The 22,720-nt window shown below is 51.9% G+C and carries 19 protein-coding genes; 7 read left to right on the forward strand and 12 right to left on the reverse strand.

The genetic code is table 11. The features are described from left to right. Window positions 1–24: 24 nt before the first annotated feature. From AC3RPL_RS01810 to gltP, 3 genes are all read right to left on the reverse strand, one after another. On the reverse strand, window positions 25–1,662 hold the full coding sequence (locus AC3RPL_RS01810) for a dihydroxyacetone kinase subunit DhaK (RefSeq protein WP_490738760.1): 1,638 nt from the start codon (window positions 1,660–1,662) through the stop codon (window positions 25–27). A gap of 591 nt (window positions 1,663–2,253) precedes the next feature. Next, window positions 2,254–3,798 carry a methyl-accepting chemotaxis protein gene (locus AC3RPL_RS01815; protein ID WP_490738761.1) on the reverse strand — a complete coding sequence of 515 codons (1,545 nt, stop codon included), beginning with the start codon at window positions 3,796–3,798 and terminating at the stop codon, window positions 2,254–2,256. 303 nt (window positions 3,799–4,101) lie between these two features. Then, window positions 4,102–5,406: a glutamate/aspartate:proton symporter GltP gene (gene gltP, locus AC3RPL_RS01820; RefSeq protein WP_490738762.1), complete on the reverse strand. Its 1,305-nt coding sequence runs from the start codon at window positions 5,404–5,406 to the stop codon at window positions 4,102–4,104. Between the two features lie 537 nt (window positions 5,407–5,943). Between gltP and acs the strand changes: the two genes are divergently transcribed. From acs to AC3RPL_RS01835, 3 genes are all read left to right on the forward strand, one after another. Next, a complete protein-coding gene (acs, locus tag AC3RPL_RS01825) occupies window positions 5,944–7,899 on the forward strand; it encodes an acetate--CoA ligase (RefSeq protein ID WP_490738763.1) in 1,956 nt (651 codons plus the stop codon). 237 nt (window positions 7,900–8,136) lie between these two features. Continuing rightward, a complete protein-coding gene (locus tag AC3RPL_RS01830; protein ID WP_034932868.1) occupies window positions 8,137–8,448 on the forward strand; it encodes a DUF485 domain-containing protein in 312 nt (103 codons plus the stop codon). Beyond that, window positions 8,445–10,103, forward strand: a complete 1,659-nt coding sequence (locus AC3RPL_RS01835) for a cation acetate symporter (RefSeq protein WP_490738764.1) — start codon at window positions 8,445–8,447, stop codon at window positions 10,101–10,103. The genes AC3RPL_RS01830 and AC3RPL_RS01835 overlap by 4 nt, the downstream gene beginning before the upstream one ends. A 52-nt stretch (window positions 10,104–10,155) precedes the next feature. On the opposite strand, the gene AC3RPL_RS01840 is transcribed toward AC3RPL_RS01835, so the two are convergent. The 3 genes from AC3RPL_RS01840 to AC3RPL_RS01850 all read right to left on the reverse strand — a co-directional run bounded on the left by AC3RPL_RS01840 (window position 10,156) and on the right by AC3RPL_RS01850 (window position 11,948). After that, entirely contained in the window at window positions 10,156–10,701 is a 546-nt protein-coding gene (locus AC3RPL_RS01840; protein WP_034932871.1) for a YfaZ family outer membrane protein, read from the reverse strand. A gap of 133 nt (window positions 10,702–10,834) precedes the next feature. Then, window positions 10,835–11,533 carry an LrgB family protein gene (locus AC3RPL_RS01845; RefSeq protein WP_261642306.1) on the reverse strand — a complete coding sequence of 233 codons (699 nt, stop codon included), beginning with the start codon at window positions 11,531–11,533 and terminating at the stop codon, window positions 10,835–10,837. Continuing rightward, complete coding sequence (locus tag AC3RPL_RS01850) at window positions 11,526–11,948, reverse strand: CidA/LrgA family protein (RefSeq protein WP_490738765.1); 423 nt, start codon at window positions 11,946–11,948, stop codon at window positions 11,526–11,528. The genes AC3RPL_RS01845 and AC3RPL_RS01850 overlap by 8 nt, the downstream gene beginning before the upstream one ends. 101 nt (window positions 11,949–12,049) lie before the next feature. On the opposite strand from AC3RPL_RS01850, the gene AC3RPL_RS01855 reads away from it, so the two are divergent. Continuing rightward, window positions 12,050–12,952: a LysR family transcriptional regulator gene (locus AC3RPL_RS01855; protein WP_261642303.1), complete on the forward strand. Its 903-nt coding sequence runs from the start codon at window positions 12,050–12,052 to the stop codon at window positions 12,950–12,952. 376 nt (window positions 12,953–13,328) lie between these two features. Here the strand turns inward: AC3RPL_RS01855 and AC3RPL_RS01860 are convergent, their stop codons facing one another. The 4 genes from AC3RPL_RS01860 to soxR all read right to left on the reverse strand — a co-directional run bounded on the left by AC3RPL_RS01860 (window position 13,329) and on the right by soxR (window position 17,893). After that, window positions 13,329–14,978 (reverse strand): Na+/H+ antiporter, encoded by a 1,650-nt coding sequence (locus AC3RPL_RS01860; RefSeq protein ID WP_490738766.1) that lies wholly within the window; start codon window positions 14,976–14,978, stop codon window positions 13,329–13,331. A 173-nt stretch (window positions 14,979–15,151) separates the two neighbouring features. Further along, window positions 15,152–16,501, reverse strand: a complete 1,350-nt coding sequence (locus AC3RPL_RS01865; protein ID WP_490738767.1) for an NCS2 family permease — start codon at window positions 16,499–16,501, stop codon at window positions 15,152–15,154. A 217-nt stretch (window positions 16,502–16,718) separates the two neighbouring features. Beyond that, the gene (locus AC3RPL_RS01870; RefSeq protein ID WP_490738768.1) at window positions 16,719–17,381 is read right to left on the reverse strand and encodes a glutathione S-transferase family protein; all 663 of its coding nucleotides are present in this window, start codon (window positions 17,379–17,381) and stop codon (window positions 16,719–16,721) included. 44 nt (window positions 17,382–17,425) lie between these two features. Continuing rightward, window positions 17,426–17,893, reverse strand: a complete 468-nt coding sequence (gene soxR / locus AC3RPL_RS01875) for a redox-sensitive transcriptional activator SoxR (RefSeq protein ID WP_490738769.1) — start codon at window positions 17,891–17,893, stop codon at window positions 17,426–17,428. 125 nt (window positions 17,894–18,018) lie between these two features. Between soxR and soxS the strand changes: the two genes are divergently transcribed. Further along, window positions 18,019–18,360, forward strand: coding sequence for a superoxide response transcriptional regulator SoxS (gene soxS / locus AC3RPL_RS01880; RefSeq protein ID WP_490738770.1), 342 nt, complete (start codon window positions 18,019–18,021; stop codon window positions 18,358–18,360). A gap of 223 nt (window positions 18,361–18,583) precedes the next feature. Further along, a complete protein-coding gene (locus AC3RPL_RS01885) occupies window positions 18,584–18,865 on the forward strand; it encodes a YjcB family protein (protein WP_034932894.1) in 282 nt (93 codons plus the stop codon). A gap of 49 nt (window positions 18,866–18,914) precedes the next feature. On the opposite strand, the gene AC3RPL_RS01890 is transcribed toward AC3RPL_RS01885, so the two are convergent. Beyond that, the gene (locus tag AC3RPL_RS01890) at window positions 18,915–19,868 is read right to left on the reverse strand and encodes an ATP-grasp fold amidoligase family protein (RefSeq protein WP_490738771.1); all 954 of its coding nucleotides are present in this window, start codon (window positions 19,866–19,868) and stop codon (window positions 18,915–18,917) included. After that, window positions 19,862–21,145, reverse strand: coding sequence for an MATE family efflux transporter (locus AC3RPL_RS01895; protein WP_490738772.1), 1,284 nt, complete (start codon window positions 21,143–21,145; stop codon window positions 19,862–19,864). The genes AC3RPL_RS01890 and AC3RPL_RS01895 overlap by 7 nt, the downstream gene beginning before the upstream one ends. A gap of 523 nt (window positions 21,146–21,668) precedes the next feature. Here AC3RPL_RS01895 and AC3RPL_RS01900 point away from each other — a divergent pair. After that, window positions 21,669–22,064: a transposase gene (locus tag AC3RPL_RS01900; protein ID WP_490738773.1), complete on the forward strand. Its 396-nt coding sequence runs from the start codon at window positions 21,669–21,671 to the stop codon at window positions 22,062–22,064. The last annotated feature ends 656 nt before the right edge of the window (window positions 22,065–22,720 follow it).

The following is a 22,720-nucleotide window of genomic DNA, read 5'->3' on the forward strand; positions in this document are numbered from 1 at the left end:
GCCTGCGAAAACCGCCGGGCGGCTTTATTCCGCCAAACCGGCAAAGACCCGTTCGACGGCAAAAGCACCGGGATCTTTCACACCGTGGAGACTCTGCGCATTCAGAAAGGATGAGCGTCCGGCGCGGGCAGATTCCATCTGTGCGGTGCTGTCAGCCCCTTTTCTGGCTGCGGCGGCCACGTCGCTGAGCGATGCTCCCCGTTCCAGCGCGGCGAACACCGGGGCCAGCGCATCGATCATCGTACGATCCCCAGGCCTCGCCCCACCATAATGCTGCATACGCGCCAGTCCGTCGTTCAGCGCCTGCGCCAGTGATTTTCCCTCTGCCAGCTGTTGCCCTGCCGCCGTAAACATAATCGACATCAGCACACCCCCTGAGCCACCCATCACCACCGCCAGTTCGTCACCCACCCATTTCAGCAGGCTGTGCAGCTCATTTAGCGGCAGTTGTCTGTCCCGTAGCGCCTGTAATACTTTTCCGGCACCGAGAGCAAAGGTGGAACCGGTATCCCCATCGCCGACTCTGGCATCCAGCTGGTTCAGTTCACTTTCCAGAGCCAGCAGCGTACGGCAAACAGTCTCAACAATGTGGGCGACGGCGTCATTCTCTGAAGGAGCAGCCTGATGACGTTGCGCCAGCTTTTCACCGTTGACCAGCGTCGGTTGCCTGACATTCACCACCGGATGCCAGCCACTGGTTTCTACCGGGGCGCAGAGCGCTTCGCTGAAATAGTCCGACAGCACCAGGACGGAGAGGGAGAACCCTTTCATGTCCAACGCGCTGACCAGCGTGGCCGGCCCAATCAACTGCTGCACATTGTTGCCCAGCGGCGAACAGAGCACCTGCCTGGTCAGCGCCGCCATTTCCAGCATCGAGCATCCGCCAAGATTATTTACCAACAGCGCCACTTTTTTATCCTGTGAATACGCCATCAGTTTTTCCGCCAGCAGGGCAACGATTTGCTGACTGTTCTGCGTGTTCAGCGTCGAGGCACCCGGCTCTCCATGAATGCCCATGCCTAACTCGCTGCATCCCGCTTGCACCCGCTCATCGCGTTTTTCCTCGGGCATATGGCAACCGGATAAAGCCACACCAATACTGGAGAGGGCGTTGATGGCATCATTCGCCACAGCTACCACCTCTTGCAGAGATTTTCCCTGCGCAGCGGCATAACCAGCGATTTTATGCACCAGTGCCGTTCCGGCAATACCGCGCGGCTGGGGATTGTCCGGCAGTGAAATATCGTCACAGACCATCACCAGCTCAACCTGGTAGCCCAGCGCCCTGGCTTTTTCCGCCGCAAGGCCAAAATTAAGCCGGTCACCGGTGTAGTTTTTGACAATCAGCAGGCAGCCTTTCTCGCCGGTGACATTGATAATGGCGCTGAGTACCGCATCTACGCTGGGTGAAGCAAAAATATCGCCGCACACTGCCGCCGTCAGCATCCCTTTGCCAACAAAGCCAGAGTGAGCAGGCTCATGCCCTGAGCCGCCGCCGGAAATCAGCGCCACCGCATTTTTGTCCCAGTCATTGCGGACCACCACGCGGATGTCCGGCCCAACATCCAGCAGGCTGATATTGTGATAACGGCTGCTGAGCAGCGTTCCTTCGATGGCCTCGCTGACCAGTCGATTTTTCTGATTCATAAAAAACTGACTCATGATGTTTTCCCTCTGGCAACAGGATAAAAATATCTGCGTCAGTAACTGTAGTTTGCATTGTTACGATGAGCGAGGTGGGATATTCCGTTAAGGAAAATGCAGGAGTGCTTAATTATTATAAGCACAAATGAAAAAAGATTTAAAAATGCTACCCGGATAACATTATTTCCATTTCATTACGATTTTATCACCCTGAAAAACGGTTGATTTGCGCAATTCCCCGGTTAAAAGAACTCGTAATAAAAGAGCGTATGTTATGATAAATAAGGGTTTTTATTTAAAAAAAACGGAATTTATCTTATTTTTCCTGTTATTTGTTGTTAAGAATTGCGATTGCTATGAGATTTATTATAAAGTTCCCCCATGATTTCAAAAGCAAGAAACTGATAAAACATTTTACCCTCTGCATCAGGCTTTACTGATGTTGTTATGAAATGAGCGTCATTACGATAAAAAACATATCTTACTGCCAGTTATATCTGGAGTTTTTAATTACGCCAACACCAGGGCGTTAATCCGTGCAGGTCGTAAGACCTGCTTTTTTTTACCGCCTTTCGCCTCGCAGAGGCCTGGTCAGGACGGGCAAAATATCTACCTTAGTACATTGATCGCACCCACCAGCCGGGTTGCCTGATGCGTCATCAACTCAGAAGCCTGCGCCCCTTCTTCCACCCGAGCCGCATTTTTGTGGGTAATATTGTCCAGCTCTTCCACCGCAAGGCTGACTTCACCCAGCGCCCTGCCCTGCTCGGCGGTAGCGGCACTGATTTGTGCAATCAGCGAAGTCACGTTTTGCACCTCGCTGACAATGTTTTCCATCGTTTTTCCCGCATCATTGACATGATCGCTGCCGGATTGAACTTTTGCGACGCTGTTTTCCACCAACGTTTTGATTTCACTGGCGGCTTTAGCACTGCGCTGGGCAAGACTACGAACTTCCCCTGCTACCACGGCAAAACCTTTCCCCTGTTCCCCGGCCCTCGCCGCCTCGACGGCAGCGTTGAGCGCCAGAATATTGGTCTGAAAGGCAATGCCGTCGATGACGCTGGTAATACTGGCAATTTTCCTCGAGCTGTCAGCAATCTCTGCCATCATGCTGACCATGTCCTGCATCACCTTACCACCCTGCATGGCCGCATCGCGGGTATTGTTTGACAGGCTGTTAACCTGCTCTGCCATCTCCGTATTGCTTTTGACCGTAGCGGTCATTTCATTCATCGTCGCTGCGGTCTGCTGCACATTAGCGGCAGCCTGTTCAGTGCGGCGGCTGAGTTCACTGTTACCCTGAGTAATGGCATCACTGGCGCTCAGCACACCGACGGCCTGTTCACTGACATCATCCACCAGCCAGCGGAACATCAGGCCCAACTGGGCAATCGCACGCAGGGTGGTGCCGACTTCATCCACTCGGTCCATCTGATCAACCGTATGCCTCTCTCCCGTCGCCACCCGCAGCGCCTGCTGACACATCTGCTCAATCGGGCGCGAAATCTGCTGCTCAAGCAGAACCGACGTCAGCAGCAGCAATATCGCCAGCACGGCAGCCATTATCCCGACAGCCTGGAGATGCAAGCCCAGCGCCCAGGCAGCGGCAACGCTCAGCGGCAGCAGTGCCAACAGGGGAGAACGGATACGCCAGCGCAGCGGCATGGTTTTGCCAATCGAAGCCCAGCGCAGCAAACCGGTGCGCACCAGTACACCTTTCTGAAAGCGCCAGCCTTTGCGCCTGCCTTCACTGAAACCACGATAAAGCGCCTCCGACTGTTGGATCTCCTGCGGCGAAGGCCGGGTGCGCACCGACATATAGCCCTGAATCTTACCCTTGCGTACCAGCGGGACAGCATTCGCCCGTACCCAGTAGTGATCGCCATTCTTACGTCGGTTTTTCACCAGTGCCGTCCAGGGTTCTCCCTGTTGCAGGGTCGCCCACATATCCTTAAAAGCCTCGGGCGGCATATCCGGGTGACGCACAACGTTATGAGGCTGTCCGGTCAGCTCATCTTCGCTGAAACCACTGACGGCAATAAAGGTATCGTTGGCCCAGGTGATGTGGCTTTCAGCATCGGTGGTCGACATCAGGGTGGCGTGCTCGTCAAACACATATTCCTGTTGTGTTACGGGAGAGTTCGTGCGCATTACATGAGTCCTTGCTGCGATTTTCAGAATTGAATTGCGGGAGAATGATTTACGTTGTTACTGTTTTCGGCGCAAACATCGCATTCTTTAACATTACCTCGCGATAATGTAAGCAAGGTCACAAAGTTCGCCAGACGTGCGACAGATAACTGCACGGGGATCGAACGCAGGGTAATGACCATGAAAAAATCAGGTCATTATTCTACAGAGAAATTTCAGGATGATTGGGGGTATCTTTGGCGGGATAGCCAACCCCGGATATCACCAGGGTCGGCGTTCAGCTCTGAGTCAGTATTATGGCGGTCAGGAAGCGCCAGGCAGATGCTTCAGTTTCGCTTCGTAAGCCTGCGCCTGCTCACTGTCAAACTGGTTTTCCCACTTGGCGATAACCAGTACCGCCAGCGCATTTCCCACTACGTTAAGAGCGGTACGCGCCATATCCATGATACGGTCAACCCCGGCGATAAAGGCCAGGCCTTGCAGTGGGATCCCCACGCTGCCCAGTGTCGCCAGCAGCACGACAAACGAAACGCCAGGCACACCGGCAATCCCTTTCGACGTCACCATCAGGGTCAGCACCAGCACAATTTCCTGGCCGATGGAGAGGTCAATACCATACAGCTGGGCGATAAAGATCGCCGCGATGCTCTGATACAGCGTGGAGCCATCGAGGTTAAATGAGTAGCCGGTCGGTACGACAAAGCTGGTGATCGACCTGGGCGCACCATAGGCTTCCATCTTCTCCATAATGCGTGGCAGCACGGTTTCCGAACTGGAAGTGGAATAAGAGAGGATCAGCTCATCCTTCAGAATACGCATCAGCGTGGTAATGCGCAGTTTGCAGATTCGCGCAACGGCACCCAGTACCACAAAGGCAAAGAACAAAATCGCGGCGTACACCAGGATAACCAGCTTCGCCAGCGGCCACAGCGAGGCAAAACCAAAGTTAGCAATGGTCACCGCAATCAGCGCAAACACGCCTACCGGTGCGTAACGCATAATCATATGCGTCACTTTAAACATGGTTTCTGAAGTGGAACGGAACACATTCAGCAAGGGCTCACGCTGTTCAGACGGCAGTGAAGAGAGGCCCAGACCGAACAGCACCGAGAAGAAAATGATTGGCAGCATGTCGCCTTTGGCGATCGCCGCGAAAATGTTCTGCGGTATCAGTGACAAAATGGTGGCGACGAGACTGTGTGCGCCACTTTCGACCTGTGCCGTGGTGGCCTCGTATTTAGAGATGTCCACCGTTGCCAGCGTTGACATATCAATGCCATTACCCGGTTGAAACACATTCGCCAGGGTAATACCAATAACAATGGCAATGGTGGTAATCACTTCAAAATAGATGATAGTTTTCAGGCCGATACGTCCAAACTTCTTTGCGTCACCGACCCCGGCTATACCGACAATTAACGTGGAAATAACGATAGGCACCACGATCATTTTGATCAGGTGGATAAAAATATCCCCGGCCGGGCTAAGGATGTTAGTGATTAACCATTCACGCTCAGACGGTTGGTTATGCAGTATTGCGCCGACGATAATCCCCAGTACCAGTGCCGTCAATATTTGCCAGGCAAGGCTCAATCTTACAGCTTTCATAATAATGTTTTCCTTTACAAAACCCGTTCTCCGCATGAGGCATGCAGAGTGAATTACTCTCAGGGAGGATGAGCCGAAATCGGCCAATTCGCGGATAATGGATGGTTAATTACTGATTTTCAGGCCCAAGATATCTACCATTTTAGCGGGTATAAATGCAACCCTGTGTGATATACGGCTGCCAGGATATCGACTGGCAGGATATCGACTGGCAGGATAAAACTCCGGATTGTTCGTCACCCACTAAATCATTGTTATAATTGGCAATATTTTAGTCTTTTTTCGCATAGCTATGCAATATATCTGTCACTTTCAGAACCACAACCCGATTCAACTGGCTAATTTTTAACCAGCAAAATCTCTCAGATAGTCTAGCGGTGGCAATAACAGGGCTACATTTTGCCTGTTAAGCATCATTTCAGCCCCATGCCCGATGACGACGACGTGATCTGTGGCGCAAAAAGCAAACAAAGCCCACCGACTCGCTTCATTTAACTTTCAGCTGACATATCATTAACAACTTCAAGGAGATCAGCCATGAGCCAACAACACCGTCATCCCGTTCCCGCCACGGTTGCGGAAAACACCCTGATTAATGCCCAACAGTACTCATCGATGTATCAACAGTCGGTGCAGGACCCCGATGCATTCTGGGGTGAACAGGGCAAAATCCTTGACTGGATTAAACCTTATACCACGGTGAAAAATACCTCCTTTGCACCAGGCAACATTAATATCCGCTGGTTTGAAGATGGTACGCTGAATCTGGCCGCCAACTGCCTTGATCGCCACCTGCACCATCGCGGCGATCATCCGGCGCTGATTTGGGAAGGTGACGATGCCAGCGAAAGTAAAACACTGACGTTCCGCGAGCTGCATCGCGACGTGTGCCGCTTTGCTAACTCACTGAAATCGTTGGGTGTGAATAAAGGCGACGTGGTGGCGATTTATATGCCGATGGTGCCGGAGGCCGCCGTCGCCATGCTGGCCTGTGCACGTATCGGTGCCGTGCATTCGGTTATCTTCGGCGGCTTTTCACCCGAGGCCGTCGCCGGACGAATTATCGATTCCAGTGCAAAACTGGTTGTCACCGCTGATGAGGGTGTGCGGGCAGGTCGTAGCATTCCGTTAAAGAAAAATGTCGATGACGCGCTGGCCAATCCCGAGGTAAAAAGCGTCACTCAGGTGGTGGTTTTTCGCCGCACCGGCAAGGATACAGGCTGGCAAAGCGGCCGCGATATCTGGTGGCATGAGCTGATGAACAGCGCCAGCGCTCATCACCAGCCAGAGGAGATGAACGCGGAAGATCCGCTGTTTATTCTCTATACCTCTGGTTCCACCGGGAAACCCAAAGGGGTGCTGCATACCACCGGCGGCTATCTGGTTTATGCGGCCACCACCTTCAAATATGTTTTTGATTACCATCCCAACGATATTTACTGGTGCACCGCCGATGTCGGCTGGATAACCGGTCACAGCTATCTGCTGTATGGGCCGCTGGCCTGTGGGGCCACCACGCTGATGTTTGAAGGTGTGCCTAACTGGCCAACCCCTGCGCGGATGGCACAGGTGGTGGACAAACATCAGGTTACCCTGCTTTACACCGCGCCCACCGCGATCCGCGCCCTGATGGCCGAGGGCGATAAAGCGATTGCCGGGACGGACCGATCCAGCCTGCGCATTATGGGCTCCGTAGGTGAACCCATTAACCCGGAAGCCTGGGAGTGGTACTACAACAAAATTGGCAATGGCCGCTGCCCGATTGTTGATACCTGGTGGCAGACTGAAACCGGGGGTTTCATGATAACGCCGCTACCAGGTGCCACAGAGCTGAAAGCCGGTTCTGCCACCCGCCCCTTCTTTGGCGTCCAGCCCGCGCTGGTGGATAACGAAGGCAATGCGCAGGAGGGTGCCGCCGAGGGCAACCTGGTGATCGTTGACTCCTGGCCGGGTCAGGCGCGCACGCTGTTTGGCGATCATGATCGTTTCGAACAGACCTATTTTTCCACCTTCAGCAATATGTATTTCAGTGGCGACGGGGCGCGCCGGGACGAAGATGGCTATTACTGGATCACCGGTCGCGTTGACGATGTGCTGAATGTTTCCGGTCACCGTCTGGGGACCGCTGAAATCGAATCGGCGCTGGTTTCGCACCCGAAAATTGCGGAAGCCGCCGTGGTAGGTATCCCGCATAACATCAAAGGCCAGGCCATTTACGCCTATATCACCCTCAACAGCGGTGAGGAACCCTCGCCGGAGCTGTACAGCGAAGTCCGGAGCTGGGTGCGTAAAGAGATCGGGGCCATTGCCACCCCGGACGTGTTGCACTTGACCGACTCTTTACCGAAAACCCGTTCAGGAAAAATCATGCGCCGTATTTTGCGCAAAATTGCCAGCGGCGATACCAGTAATCTGGGGGATACCTCTACCCTTGCCGATCCGGGCGTAGTGGAAAAACTTCTCGAAGAGAAACAGGCAATTAACATGCCCTGAATAAGGGGACAGCCTCACCGGCAAGCCAGGCAGACGGCATTCCGCTGCCTGGCTTTTTTCTAAAACAGGCGCAAAACCAGCGGACGTTGGCCGCCAGCAATCACGCGAAATCCGGCAGGTTCTGCCAGTGTGCATCCTTCGTCGTATTCATCCGTTCAGCCAACAGGGTGCCCACCGTCAGAACACTGAGTTGCAGATAACACAGCCCGTAAAACCCTTACCTCTGGAGGCTCTGTGATGAATAGTCTTATTTATCAACGGCTGGAAAAGAGTGCCCGCTTTAAAGAACTGGTCAGGAAACGCCAGAACTTTGCCACCCTGCTCTCCGTCATCATGCTCATTCTGTACGTCGGCTTTATTCTGTTAATCGCCTTTGCGCCTGACTGGCTGGGAACACCGCTGAGCGCCGGAAGTCACGTTACGCGCGGCATCCCCATCGGTGTCGGGCTGATTGTGGTCTCGTTTCTGCTGACCGGTATTTACGTCTGGCGGGCCAACGGGGAATTTGATCGGCTGACCAGAAAGCTGCTTGATGAGGTGAAAGGATGAAACGACACGCTCTTGTCGGCGCGCTAACCGTTCTGCTACCGGGCTACGCCCTGGCAGCCGATGCTATCAGCGGTGCGGTTCAGCAGCAGCCCATTAATCGGGAAGCCATCGTGATGTTTATCATCTTTGTGGCAGCCACGCTGGGCATCACTTTCTGGGCGGCAAAACGTACCCGGTCGCGTAGCGATTATTACACCGCAGGCGGCAATATAACCGGCTTTCAGAATGGCCTGGCGATGGCAGGCGACTTTATGTCTGCCGCCTCATTCCTGGGTATTTCAGCGCTGGTCTATACCTCCGGTTTCGACGGGCTGATTTATTCACTGGGCTTTCTGGTGGGGTGGCCGATCATTCTGTTCCTGATTGCCGAGCGCCTGCGTAACCTTGGCCGCTACACCTTTGCAGATGTGGCCTCTTACCGTCTGAAACAGATGCCGATCCGCACGCTTTCCGCCTGTGGTTCTCTGGTGGTGGTGGCGCTGTATCTTATTGCGCAGATGGTGGGCGCGGGCAAACTTATCCAGCTGCTGTTCGGGCTGGATTATCAGGTCGCCGTGGTGCTGGTGGGTATTCTGATGGTGCTCTACGTGCTGTTTGGCGGCATGTTAGCCACCACCTGGGTACAGATTATTAAGGCGGTGCTGCTGCTGTTCGGAGCCAGTTTTATGGCAATTATGGTGATGAAAAGCGTCGGCTTCAGCTTCAATAACCTGTTTGCTCAGGCGGCGATGGTGCATCCGAAAGGCATTGCCATCATGCGTCCGGGTGGCCTGGTGCACGATCCCATTTCGGCGCTGTCACTGGGGCTGGGGCTGATGTTCGGCACCGCCGGTCTGCCGCATATTCTGATGCGTTTCTTTACGGTAAGCGATGCGCGGGAAGCGCGCAAAAGCGTATTCTACGCCACCGGTTTTATGGGCTATTTCTACTTTCTTACCTTTATTATTGGCTTTGGCGCCATTCTGCTGGTCGGTGCCAATCCGGCATTTAAGGATGCTTCCGGCGCGCTGATTGGCGGCAACAATATGGCCGCCGTTCATCTGGCGGATGCCACCGGAGGTAGCCTGTTTCTCGGCTTTATTTCCGCGGTGGCCTTCGCCACCATTCTGGCAGTGGTTGCCGGTCTGACTCTGGCGGGCGCGTCGGCGGTTTCGCACGATATCTACGCCAGCGTCATGCGTAAAGGCCAGGCGACAGAGCTGGAAGAGCTGCGGGTTTCTAAAATCACCGTGGTAATGCTGGGCTTTGTCGCAATCGCCCTGGGGATTCTGTTTGAGAAGCAGAATATTGCTTTTATGGTCGGACTGGCGTTTTCCATTGCCGCCAGCTGTAACTTCCCGATTATTCTGCTGTCGATGTACTGGTCGAAGCTGACCACACGTGGCGCGATGGCAGGTGGCTGGCTGGGGCTGCTGACGGCGGTGGTACTGATGATCCTTGGGCCAACCGTCTGGGTTCAGGTGCTGGGCAACGCCCGAGCCGTTTTTCCTTATGAATACCCGGCGCTGTTTTCCATGATTACCGCCTTTGTCGCCACCTGGCTGTTCTCCATTACCGACCACTCCGCGCAGGGCGCAGAGGAACGTCAACGCTTTCAGGCACAGTTTGTACGGTCACAGACCGACGTGGGCATCGATCGCGGTAAAACGCATTAAGAAAAGAAAGGTGCAGGCAGTAGAGGGGCGGAATCATTCTCCGCCCTTCGCATCAGAAATGCAGCGAGGCACCGACATAAGGACCATCGGCAATGACGTTATCTTTGCGACCGTCTTTACCATTCAGCGCCATATACTGGTAACCGACATGCACATCAACCAGTGAGATCGGCTGGAAACTGACGCCAGCAGACGCTTCCTGATAATTATCAATATGGCTGGAAAACGCATCCGGCGAATAGTAGTACTGGCCGTAAATGTTAAACATTTTGCTCACCGGCACGCTGACGCCCAGCCCGGCGGCAACAGCATAGCCATCTTTGCTGTTGCGCGGATTAGTGGAGATAGCCTTCACGCCCGGTGTCAGGAACACATCTCCCAGCGCCACGTTATAGCCCAGTCCGACGCTGCCCATGCTGCCATCATGGTCACTGCGCAACCAGTTACCGGTCAGCGCAAAACCAGGGGAGGTGGTGCCAAGCCCGGCGTGCAGATTGGTGTATTCACGGCCCACATCCACGCCACCTTCAATTGCCTGCGCCGATCCCGCCAGTGCCAGTAGCGCCAGAGCGCCTGCGGTAGTTGCCACTGCTTTCATCTTATTCTCCTGAAAAATTAACTCACGCCGCTTGCCGACGGCCTCGCCGAGAGTAAACCATCATCAGCTGGAATAACATGAGAGTCGGGCTGATTTACTTAACATTAAAATTCAGTGGGTAACAGAATATGTCTCAGACGGTTGCCCACATCAGATGGCCAATCGCCGGGGCCAGCACCACCGTGACAATCCCGGAAAGCATCATCACCAGGCTGGCAACCACCCCTTCCTGCTGGCCGATTTCGTAAGCTCTGGCGGTCCCGGCACCGTGAGACGCCGCGCCAAATCCGGCCCCTTTTGCCATGCCCTGCTTTACCGCCAGGCGCAGAAACAGCACGTCCCCCACCGCCATACCAAAAACCCCGGTAATCACCACAAACAGCGCGACAAGATCGGGCTGGCCGCCGAGCTGCTTCGCCGCCGCCAGCGCAAAGGGTGTGGTAATTGAGCGCACCGCCAGGCTGCGCTGAACCGCTTCCGGCAAGGTTAACAATCTTGCCAGCCATACCGAGCTGCACACCGCAACCAGCGTGGCGGTGATCACCCCGGCGGTGAGCGACAACCAGTGACGACGAATCACCGGCAGGTTTTCGTAAACCGGCACGGCAAACGCTAGCGTCGCCGGGCCCAGCAGCCACATCAGCCAGTGACTTTCACCGATATAGTTCTGCCAGGAGATGTGCGTCACCAACAGCAACGCCACCAGCACCATCGGCGTCATCACCAGCGGCATCAGTAGCAGCCGGTGCCAGCGGCGATACAGCCGTTTATTGAAAAAGTAAATCAGCAGCGTGACGATCGGGCAGAGTGTGGTGATAATCAGATCATTCATGGTTGCGACCTGATTTACGCTCTGCCAGCCATATTTCAAAACGGTAAACGCGGTCCACCACCAGCGCCGTCGCGCTTAAGACCAACAGTGTACTGATGCCAATAACCAGCAGAATACGCCAGCCCTCAACCCGCAGCAGATGTGAATAATTCACCACGGCCACCACTGCCGGAATAAAGAACAACAGCATTTCGGCCAACAGCCAGCGCGATCCGGCTTTCACCCAGTTCAGCGGCATGACCCGCAAGACAATCAGCGCCAGTAACAACAGCATCCCCACGATATTGGCGGGTAACGGCAGATGCAGCCAGTCCACCAGCTGCTGCGCCATGATGAAAAAAGCGATGTATAAAACCACCTGAAGCGCAACCTGAATACGTTGCCACCACCCCGTAGCGGGTATTGCCAGCGCCATAATGCCTTTCCTCTGATAATGCATCCGCAAAGTATAAAGCGGTAACAGAAGGTGAAAAAAATGACTTAATATTATTTCAACTATGCATAAAAGGAATGTTTATGGACGTCCGCGCGTTGCGTTATTTTGTCGAAGTGGTCCGCCAGCAAAGCTTTACCCGCGCCGCAGAACAGCTGTATGTCACCCAACCGACCATCAGTAAGATGCTGCGACAGCTGGAGGATGAACTGGGCTGCACGCTGCTGATCCGTGAAGGGCGCAAACTGCATCTTACCGATACCGGGCAGGCAGTGTATCAGCGTGGCATGACCATCCTGCAGGAGTTCAAACAGCTGGAAGCTGAGATCAGTGATATTAACGATTTGAAGACCGGCGAGCTGAGACTGGGCATTCCGCCAATGGTCGGGATGCAAATTGCCGGATCGATTTCCGCTTTCCGTCAGCGCTATCCCGGGGTGGAGCTGAAGATTTCAGAATTTGGCGGGCTGACGGTGCAGCAGGCAGTGCTGTCCGGTAGCCTCGATATTGCCCTCACCGCGTTGCCGGTGGCTGACGATTTACCGCTCAACGCCCTGGCATTAATGAGCCATCCCCTGTGTGTGCTGGTACCACGCACCACCGAATGGCTGCGTCGTAGCCATATTCCGTTGGTGGAACTGGCCGGGCACCCCATTTTGATCTACAACGAGGAATTTTCACTTAACCGCCAGTTGATGCGCGCTTTCCAGGCCAGCGGCTTTACACCGCAAATTGCAGTACGCAGCGGGCAGTGGGATTTCCTCGCGGCGATGGTCCAGGCGGGAATGGGCGTGGCGATCCTGCCAGAACCTATCTGCCAGCGGCTGGATACAAGCCAGTTGTTGTGGTTACCGCTGGAGTCCGATTTGCAGTGGAAACTGGGCCTGATCTGGCGCGAGGGAAGCTATCTGTCGAAAAGTGCCCAGGCATGGATCAGTTGCTGCCGTGAATTCTGGCCCGGTGATACCCCTGCGCTGTCGGTATAAAACGTAGCAGAAACAGGGGCAGCGGAGAAGGCAAAAATTCGCTAACCGCCTCCGGTTACGCACTCATTTCTCCGCAGGCCATAAACACCTTTCTTAGAACGACCACGGGAAAATTTCAGGTCAAGGCTTCGCAACATCATTGGTTATATTCACCCCATTCTTAATATTGTTACTAAGATTATTGCGCACGGGTAAAGCATTAACAGGAATGGTGAATTTATCCATTACAACAGAGGGCACAGGATAACGGTCGTGAATTATTTAAGGCGAGTGGGCGACGCAGTCAATTGTACTTTATTAAATTAAATGACGATTAAATAATACTATTCAAAAAAACAGCCAGGTGAATCGCGCACCAGAAGGTGCGCGCCTCTCTCTACGCTTCCTTCTCTATCAGCAATGCCTCCAGCAGGTCGAGTTCGTGCTGTATCTTTTGCATGGTCTCGTTACTGATCTTCTGCGTCGCACGCAGATGATAGAGCTCTCCGCGCTCCGCCCGCAGGGCAGTCAGCCGGAAACGACGCTCCAGATTCTCCGCGTAAAGCGCCTGCTCCAGATCCTCTTTACCTTCCACCCGTCGACGCAGATTACCAATCACCCGCGAGCTGATCTCTTTCACCAGTTCAGGGTCAATATTCTCCTCGGTGTCGGCAATCAACCGCTCTTCCATTTTGTGCAGGCTGTCGATGGCGATACCGGCCATTACCGCGCGGGCCATCTGCGTTTCGTGACGATGAGCGGTTTTATCCATGCCTTCCACGCCACGCAGCAACAGCGGTAGTATCACCACACCAACCAGCAAAGAGAAAAGAATCACCCCTGTCGCCAGGAAGACCAACTCATAACGCGCCGGGAATCCCTCACCGGTCGGCAGAAACAACGGAACAGAGAGCACACCGGCCAGGGTGATTGCGCCACGTACACCGGCGAACGAGGCGATCAACAGTTCGCGTAATGAATAACTGGTGAACTCCATCGGGTGCTTTTTCAACAACCGCTGGCTTATCAATCGCATGGTCCACAACCAGGCAAAACGCACCAGCATCAGGGCGGCGTAAACCATCACGACCGACAACACCAGCATCCAGAAATCCACATTCGGATCGGCGTTTGCCTCGGTGACGGAATTTTGCAGAATGTCGGGTAATTGCAGACCCAGCTTCAGGAACACCATGCCGTTAAAGACAAATTCCAGCATCTGCCAGACGCTGTTAGCACGCAGGCGCATTGCCAGCGGAGCCTGACGAATAATGCCCGAGCGGGTGATGGTCATCCCGGCGGCCACCGCTGCCAGAATGCCTGAAAAACCAATATGTTCCGCAATCAGATAGGATGCAAACGGCAGCAGCAACAGCAGGACGGTCTGCGTGGCAGGATCATCACCGCTCCAGCGGCTGAACAGGCGCAGCGACCGCCCATACAGCCAACAGATAACGATCCCGGCCACCAGACCGCCAACCGCCACCTTCACGAACTCCAGCGAGGCACCGGAAACGGTAAACACCATCGTCCCCATCGCCACCGCCACGGCAAATTTCAGTGAAACCAGACCTGATGCGTCATTCATCAACGCCTCACCCTGTAAAATCGCCATAATCTTTTTGGGGATACGCCCTTCACCTACGATACCGGAAAGCGCCACGGCATCGGTGGGTGACAGCACCGCCGCCAGGGCAAAAGCAGGCAGTAGCGGAATACCCGGCACCAACCAGTAAATCAGATAGCCGATTCCGACCACGGTTATCAACACCAGCACCAGCGCAAGGCCAATAATTTCCCGGCCATGCCGCAGGAATTCACTGGTCGGCGTTTTCCAGCCATCAGCGAATAGCAGCGGAGGGATAAACAGCACCAGAAACAGCTCAGGATCAAAATCCACGTGCAGTCCAAAGGTAGGCCAGGCAAGGAGTGCACCTAATACAATCTGTACCAGTGGCAGTGGAATTTGAAAGGGGATGATGCGGGCCGCAACGCCAGACAGCGATACCATCAGCGTCAGTATCAGGATAGTAAAGAATATTTCCATGTTGTCCTTAAAAAAGCTCTTCCAGTGTGTGCCACAATCCTGCCTGGGGCAGGCGCAGAGGAATAGTAAAACAAAAATATAAGCCGTTTAAAAACAGGATGTGCGCAGATGCGGAGAAAAAAGAGGAAAATGACAGAGAACAGAGGCCGGATGCCCGGCCTCTGGAAGAAGAGTTAAATCGCCCAGCCTCCTGCGTAAAAGGCCACCAGCGCCACGGCAATCACCACGGTGCCCAGGTTAAGCTTGCGCCATTCTCCGGCGAAAATACGACCAATCACCAGTGAACCAAACCCCAGCATAATGCCGGTCACAATGTTACAGGTCAGAACGATAAACACCGCAGCCAGCAGGCCGGACATCGCATCGACAAAATCACTGAAGTCAATTTTCGACACATTGCTCAGCATCAGTAAACCCACATACATCAATGCGGGGGCTGTGGCATAGGCCGGAACCAGGTAAGCAAGCGGAGAAAGGAACAGGATCAGCAGAAATAACACGCCAACCACGATAGCCGTCAGACCGGTTTTGCCACCGGCTGCCGTACCCGCCGCCGACTCGATGTACACCGCTGCTGGTGCGCCGCCTACCAGGCCTGAAAACACGCTGCTCAGCGAATCCGTGGTCAGGGCTTTGCCGCCATTGATAATCTGCCCTTCTTTGTCCAACAGATTTGCCTGGCCCGCTACCGCACGAATGGTGCCGGTGGCATCAAATACGGCAGTCATCACCAGCGCCAGTACGCTCGGCAGTACCGCAGGTTTCAGCGCGCCGAGAATATCCAGGCTGAATACCAGTGAATGACCCTGAGCATCTGACAGGGAAGGCATGGCAAACAGCCCCTGATATTTCACCGTTGGATCAAAACACAGGCCTACAACCGAGATGACAATCATTGTCAGCAGGATACCGCCCGGCACGCGCAGTTTCTCCAGGCCAAAAATAACCGCCAGCCCAAGCAGCGACATCAGCACCGGAAAAGAAGCAAAATTACCCAGCGCCACAGGCAGGCCGGGTGCCGGATTTTTTACCACCAGCCCCACACCATCAGCGGCAATCAGTAGCAGAAACAGGCCAATACCCACGCCAGTTCCGTGCGCCACACCCATCGGCAGGTTGCGTAAAATCCATGCGCGAATACCGGTGGCGGAAATAAGGGTAAACAGCACCCCCATCAGAAAGACCGCGCCGAGCGCCACTGGCACGCTGATGTGTTGTCCCAGTACCAGGCTGAAGGCGGTAAAGGCCGTCAGTGAGATCGCACAACCAATCGCCATCGGCAGGTTGGCCCACAGCCCGATAATTAAAGAACCAAAACCGGCCACCAGACAGGTGGAAACAAATACGGCGGTTGGCGGGAAGCCCGCTTTGCCCAGCATTGAGGGCACTACAATCACCGAATAGACCATCGCGAGGAAGGTAGTCAGACCTGCTACCACCTCCTGACGAACGGAACTGCCACGTGCAGAAATAGAAAACCAGGCATCCAGCGAACCGCCGGCCTGAGAAGAAGGAGTAGACATTGAGAAATTCCCCTGAGATTTCTTATCATTTATGGAAAGGCAAACGATTATCCTGCCTTTATCAATGCACTTTCAACTCCTGACCGTGCATAAGTTAATGTCAGAACGCTGGCTCTTAACAGAAAAGACTCTACCCATCCCGCAAAGCGTATCCTAATAGCACTTTCTTATGGACACAGGGGCACCTGGCAGGATGAAAGTCTGATGCTACGGGAAATCAGTCCAGATGAACTTCGCCGCCCTTCTGCACTGCACGTTGCCAGGCGGCACGCTGTTTAACTTTCCCCAGCCACGCCTGAATAGCCGGGGAATCAGCCGCACCACCACGACTACTAAGCGCCTGCAATGGAAAACTCATCTGCACATCAGCAATACTGAACCGCGATCCGGCAAACCACTCATGGCCCGCCAGATGTTGCTCAATAAAATCACGGTGGGTGGCAAGCTGCTTATCCAGATAGCCCTTCCCGACCCCTTTAGCAAATGCGTTGCCTATCGGGCGCATCAGCCAGGGCACCGGCGGCTTACCCAGCCGACTGAAGATCAACTTCATCACCAGCAGCGGCATCAGCGAACCTTCGGCATAGTGCAGCCAGTAACGAGACTGCAAACGGGCATCCTCATCATAAAGTGTCAGTCGGTTTTCGCTGTCGTATCGTTCCTGAAGGTATTCAAGGATCGCCCCGGATTCCGCGATAGTGCGGTTACCGTCAGTAATCACCGGGGATTTGCCCAGCGGGTGAACTTTTTTCAATGCCTCCGGGGCCAGCATGGTGCTTTCTCGCTGGTAAAGTTTGATTTGCCAGGGCAACTCCAGTTCCTCAAGCATCCACAAAACACGCTGTGAACGGGAGTTATTCAAATGATGAACAGTGATCATAACCGGTCCTTGTGTGAAACGAAGAACCCTCAGTATAGACGTCGCTAGTCGCTGGCAGGCTCCAGCAGGATCGCCCCGGTCCCGCGCGCGCTCAACTGGTCATCAGGATTGCGCAGCGGACAATCGGCCATAGACAGGCAACCACAGCCAATGCAGCCATCAAGATCTTCACGCAGGCGGGTCAGCGTATTGATGCGATCGTCCAGCTCTTCGCGCCATTTTGCCGACAGCACCGCCCACTCTTTTGGTGACATGCGCTTACTCACTGGAAACTGCATCAGATGCTCGCCAATGGTTGCCAGCGGAATACCAATACGCTGAGCGATTTTAATAATCGCCACCCGCCGGAGCACGTCGCGGTTGTAGCGCCGTTGATTACCGCCGTTACGGAAGCTGCTGATTAATCCTTTGCTTTCATAAAAATGCAATGCCGAAACCGCCACCCCACAACGCCGGGCCACATCTCCGGGGGTCAGCTCACGTTTGTTCAGAGAGTGAAGATTTTTTTTCATCTTTACGCTTTACCTCAAGTTAACTTGAGGAATTATACTCAGCAGCCATTACGAAGGCGAAAGAAAGTTACCCATTATCCAATGACCAACAGGCCAGTCGTCAGAAACCAGGGAGAACACAACGTATGCATGATCAAATCATCAACACGCTCACCAACTGGATCGACAGTAATCTGGATAAAACACTGTCTATCGATAAGGTGGCGGAAAAATCCGGCTATTCGAAATGGCATCTGCAACGTATGTTTCGCACCGTAACCCGGCAGACGCTGGGGGGCTATATTCGCGAACGTCGTCTGACCCTGGCCGCAGAAGCCTTACGCCAGACCCAACGTCCGGTTTTCGACATCGCCATGCAGTATGGTTACGATTCACAGCAGACCTTCTGCCGTGTTTTTCGGCGGCAGTTTTCTCTGACGCCCACCGCCTATAGTCACACCATGCGTCGCCGCATTGTTACCCATTGAGCAGCCCCATCCCGAACTCGGCTGACATTTCCGGCGTAAAAAACCACCTGATTACGCCTTAAAAGTGTTCAGTTTTTGAAAATGGCTGATATAATGTGACCTTCGTCACACTTCTTTGACTGACTGGTCAGTTCAGGTGAAAAGCATTCCTGGCAACTTTCTTACCTGAATTGTGATGAAAATCCACTGTCAGGCCTGATTTGTCGCGGAGTTTGCAAAAGAAATGGGTACCCTAACCGCCAGCCTGGTGTTAATGAGATGGGAACTGTTAAGTGCAGTAATGATGTTTCTGGCCAGCACCTTCAACGTGAAATGCCGTCAGGCAAGCCATAACGGTATGGCTTTTGTTTTCACCGGCGTGGGCATCGGTATGTCCTGCTGGTTCGTCACCGGCCTGCTGGGTATCACTCTGAGCATGGAAAATCTGCTCAATTTCTGGCACATCACTAAAGATGTCTTTGTGGATGTGATGAGCCACACCCCAACTGACTACCCAATGCCGTAAAAATTTCCCGCCGCGCTCTGAAGAGGGCGGCGGCAAGACTGACCTGTGATTAAACTTTTTTCAGCATCACCGGCAATGCAGTAACAAGGCTGCCCGCCTTTTCGGCGTTTTGCGCTTTGCGGTCCTGCTCCCACATGTTGCCCATCATTTCATTCAGCCCCTGATCCAGGCCAGTCACCAGGCCTGCGCCCGGCGTGAAAGTCAGTTCGCCAAAATAGATTTGTCCTTCATTGATATACCAGTCAACCCGGACATAATCGAAGTCCGCCGCCAGCTTTTTACTTAATTCCAGCGCTTTTTCCAGCGACGGCATCTCGCTACTGGTATCAAACCCGGTATCGCGAATTTTGTAAAAACAGGTCTTGAGGTTATTTACATAAAAGCTCATTGACAAAGGTGCCGCGCCGACACGGTTATAGATAACCTGCAAAACATACTCAAAATGGCCATTTTTCTTATTAAACATGTGGAATTTATAATCCACTGCGGCGAATTTACCGTCGCCGACATATTGTTCAACCAGGATGCGTGGCTTGATATAGCGATAATGAATTTCGCGCGCTTCCAGAGAAAAATCACGGCTTAACCACTCTTCGCATTGCTTAATCAGCAATTGCTTTTTTATACAGTCCGGCTCCTCAAGCACAATTTCGACCATTCCGGAGCCATGATTCGGTTTGATGACTGTATTCTTTAATGACTTCAGCTCCAGCAACGTAATCGGTTGCGATGTTTCATGTATCATAGGAATCAGATACTTGTCACCAATCGTTTTTGCTATGTAATCTCTCACTAAAATTTTATCTGAAAGAATGCCATAACGAACATGATCACCCGTAACAAATTTACGATGCAGTATTTTTTCATTAAATAATTTCGGCTGATATATATTTGGCAACCTCTTAAATTTACGAAAATAATTGATTCTGTCCTGATAAACCCACGGCATTTTCTTAAAAATATACGAGATGCTTTTTCTCAATTGTGTTTTGAGTTTTAACATTTTTGCCTCAGTTTGTATGTTTTGTAGTTGAGTGAGGAAAGTTGTATTTTAAGAATGACACCATTCTTAAAGAAATAATTCATTACGGTCAGAGACAAAATCTCAGTAATGAGCACGCTCCAGGCTGCTCCTGTTAATCCCCAATGCTGAATGAAGTACCAGTTGGTCACCACGCTTATCATTACCAGCAAAATAATTTTTATCAGCAGATAATTGAACCCACCTTCTTTCACCATATAGCGATAAGCGACGGTGCCCATTGCCGAAAAACAGGTTGCCAGTGACAACAGCGTAACCAGATCGCCGGACGCGGAGTAATCATGCCCGTACAGGGAACGAATCAGATGCTCCCCTGACAATGCCACCAGCAGAAGCATCAGTAATGATACCGCCATAACATAGCCATTCAGCCTGGCGGCCAGCTGTATCGCAACCTCCTTACGCTCCCTGAAAATTTCAGCAAAGCTGGAAGTAATAAGAGCCACCGGGATAAATATCCACGAGGCAGAAATCGTATTTGCAGCGGTGAACAGCCCTAACTGATGGGCAGAACCGACGCCGACCAGGAAAAACTGCGCCAGCCTGACCTGAACGGAGATAAACACGCTGGAAATCGCCAACGGCAATCCGGCGTGCAGCAGATAGCGCAGATAGTTACGCTGCTTCCGCTTTGGTGGCGAGCTGATGCTGTTGGCCTGATAAAACAGAGTGCGCTTAATCAGGTACGGTACCAGCGTGACCGACACGACAGACAGAGACAACCACAATGGGCTGAGCCTCAGCCAGGCAATGGTAAAGCTGATGGTAAAGCTGATGGTAAAGCTCAGTATCATTCCCGTTGCGTTAGCAAGGGTATTCATGCGCGATTCCAGTCGTGCATTGTTATAGACGCTGAAAATATCCTGAGTGACAAAAATGGCAGACAGGAAAGATGCCACGGTGAAAATCAAAAAATTTTCCCGCATCATCAACCAGACATAAATTAATACCGGCACGGACAGTAATAATAACAATGTTATACGTAGCTGCTTAGCAACAGCCATCAGGCGCGTCCCTCGATTTACACTCTTACTGATACTTTTAAACAGAATGGTTTCCGTACCGAATATAGCAATTGTCTGAATAATAGAAAAAAGCGAGGCAGAAAATGCTATTTGTCCGAATACAGATGGCCCAAATGATTTAGCCACATAGGACGTTACAAATATCACACCGAAAACTGAAACCACTTTTTCAGACATCATCCAGGCGGCGTTTGATACAACACTGTATTTCATTGGAGCATCCTTTGTCGTACTTAACTTAATGCCAAACTGCGTACATCCTTGTCTGGAAGAGAAAAAAATTACGTCAGACACCCGAAAAAAAAGGAATCTGAAAATAAGATTACAAAAAAACCAGACCGCTCTTATTTTTAGTTTTTATTGCTGCCATACGCTCCGTTCAGGAATATTCCGATCTCAGTCGGACTTAATTCAAGTGAAGCATATTTAAAACACCTGACTAATAAATAGCAGAGACACAGGAACTATCCTGGGGATTATTCTTAATTACGTTCAGCCAATGCCTGACGACGTGAAAAGAATTTATAACAAAAAACGAAATATCGAAAGTCAACTGGCACCATGACAAATAAAATAGGAGAAATCCCATGATGATATTTCTTCATAATACCTTAACGTAAAGCATTCAATTCAAATCGCGTACTTAACGAGACTGAACTAATTTATGGATTATTTAGATCCATTAATTAATGAAATCGTTCTCATCACATTATAGTTAAGAAAGGTAATAGCATTTATGAGAAAGTCACGATATACCGAAGAGCAAATCACCAGTGCTATTAAAGCATCGGAATGTGGCGTTAAAGTGAAAGAGATTTGTGAAGAACTGGGGATTTCTGAAGCCACCTTTTACAGCTGGAAAAAGAAGTATTCTGGCCTTTTCTCAGAGGAAGGCAGGAAAATCAAAGACCTGGAGGATAAAGTTCACACGATGGAGCGCGAGCTGCAAACTCTGTCCTCAGATAAGGAAATGCTGCAAAGCGTGATGAAAAACTTCTTTACTACCAATGAGAAACTTCAGGCAGTTAATTTTTTACAGGAAACCTTTGAGATCGGCACCCGACGCAGCTGCCGGTTGATGGATATTAGTCGCAGTGTTTATCACTATCCTTATAACTTAGAAAATCATTAATTGCGGCTGGCATAAATGTCTTCTTTGACAGTATGAATTTTAAATATTCTGGTTATTGTTCTTAAGTTTAGTGCCTTTTTTGAACGACATATTTTCTGTATTGTTAATCATTAAACTCAACGTCCATCCGGGCGCCACATCCGTCGCACGTCAAATTTAACCTGCAATATCAGTAGAATAGAAGCACATCTCTCTCAGTAGCTGAGAGAGATGTGCTTATTACTACATTAGCATCACTGACGATTATGTCTCTTCTGGCGGCAGATAAGATAATCTGTTTCCTGCTATGTCTACGAACTCTGCTGTGCCCTGCGCGCTCTCATGGCGAGAATATGCGTATTTACGGCCATAACGTCAGGAAAGGCGATGCCCCTCTCACCACTAACCGAAGATAAAACTCAGTAAAAACACTTAACGTTTGATTCATTATCCAGCAATGACTAAACAATGATGACTCTTTTATCTCTCTGTGGTTAATGTGTTCGGAAAGATAATAGCCATTATTAACCAGAGCGAGACCAAAGAAATTTGAGTTAATGATGGCTCACAGGGACGAAGACAGTCTGGTTAATTCTGCGGGAGGAAATGAGTAGAACAAATTGACTGTCCCTGAAAAGCAAAGAATAGGATTAGCGATTATTCTGATAGCGGAACAA

This window comes from Erwinia papayae, assembly GCF_058241465.1.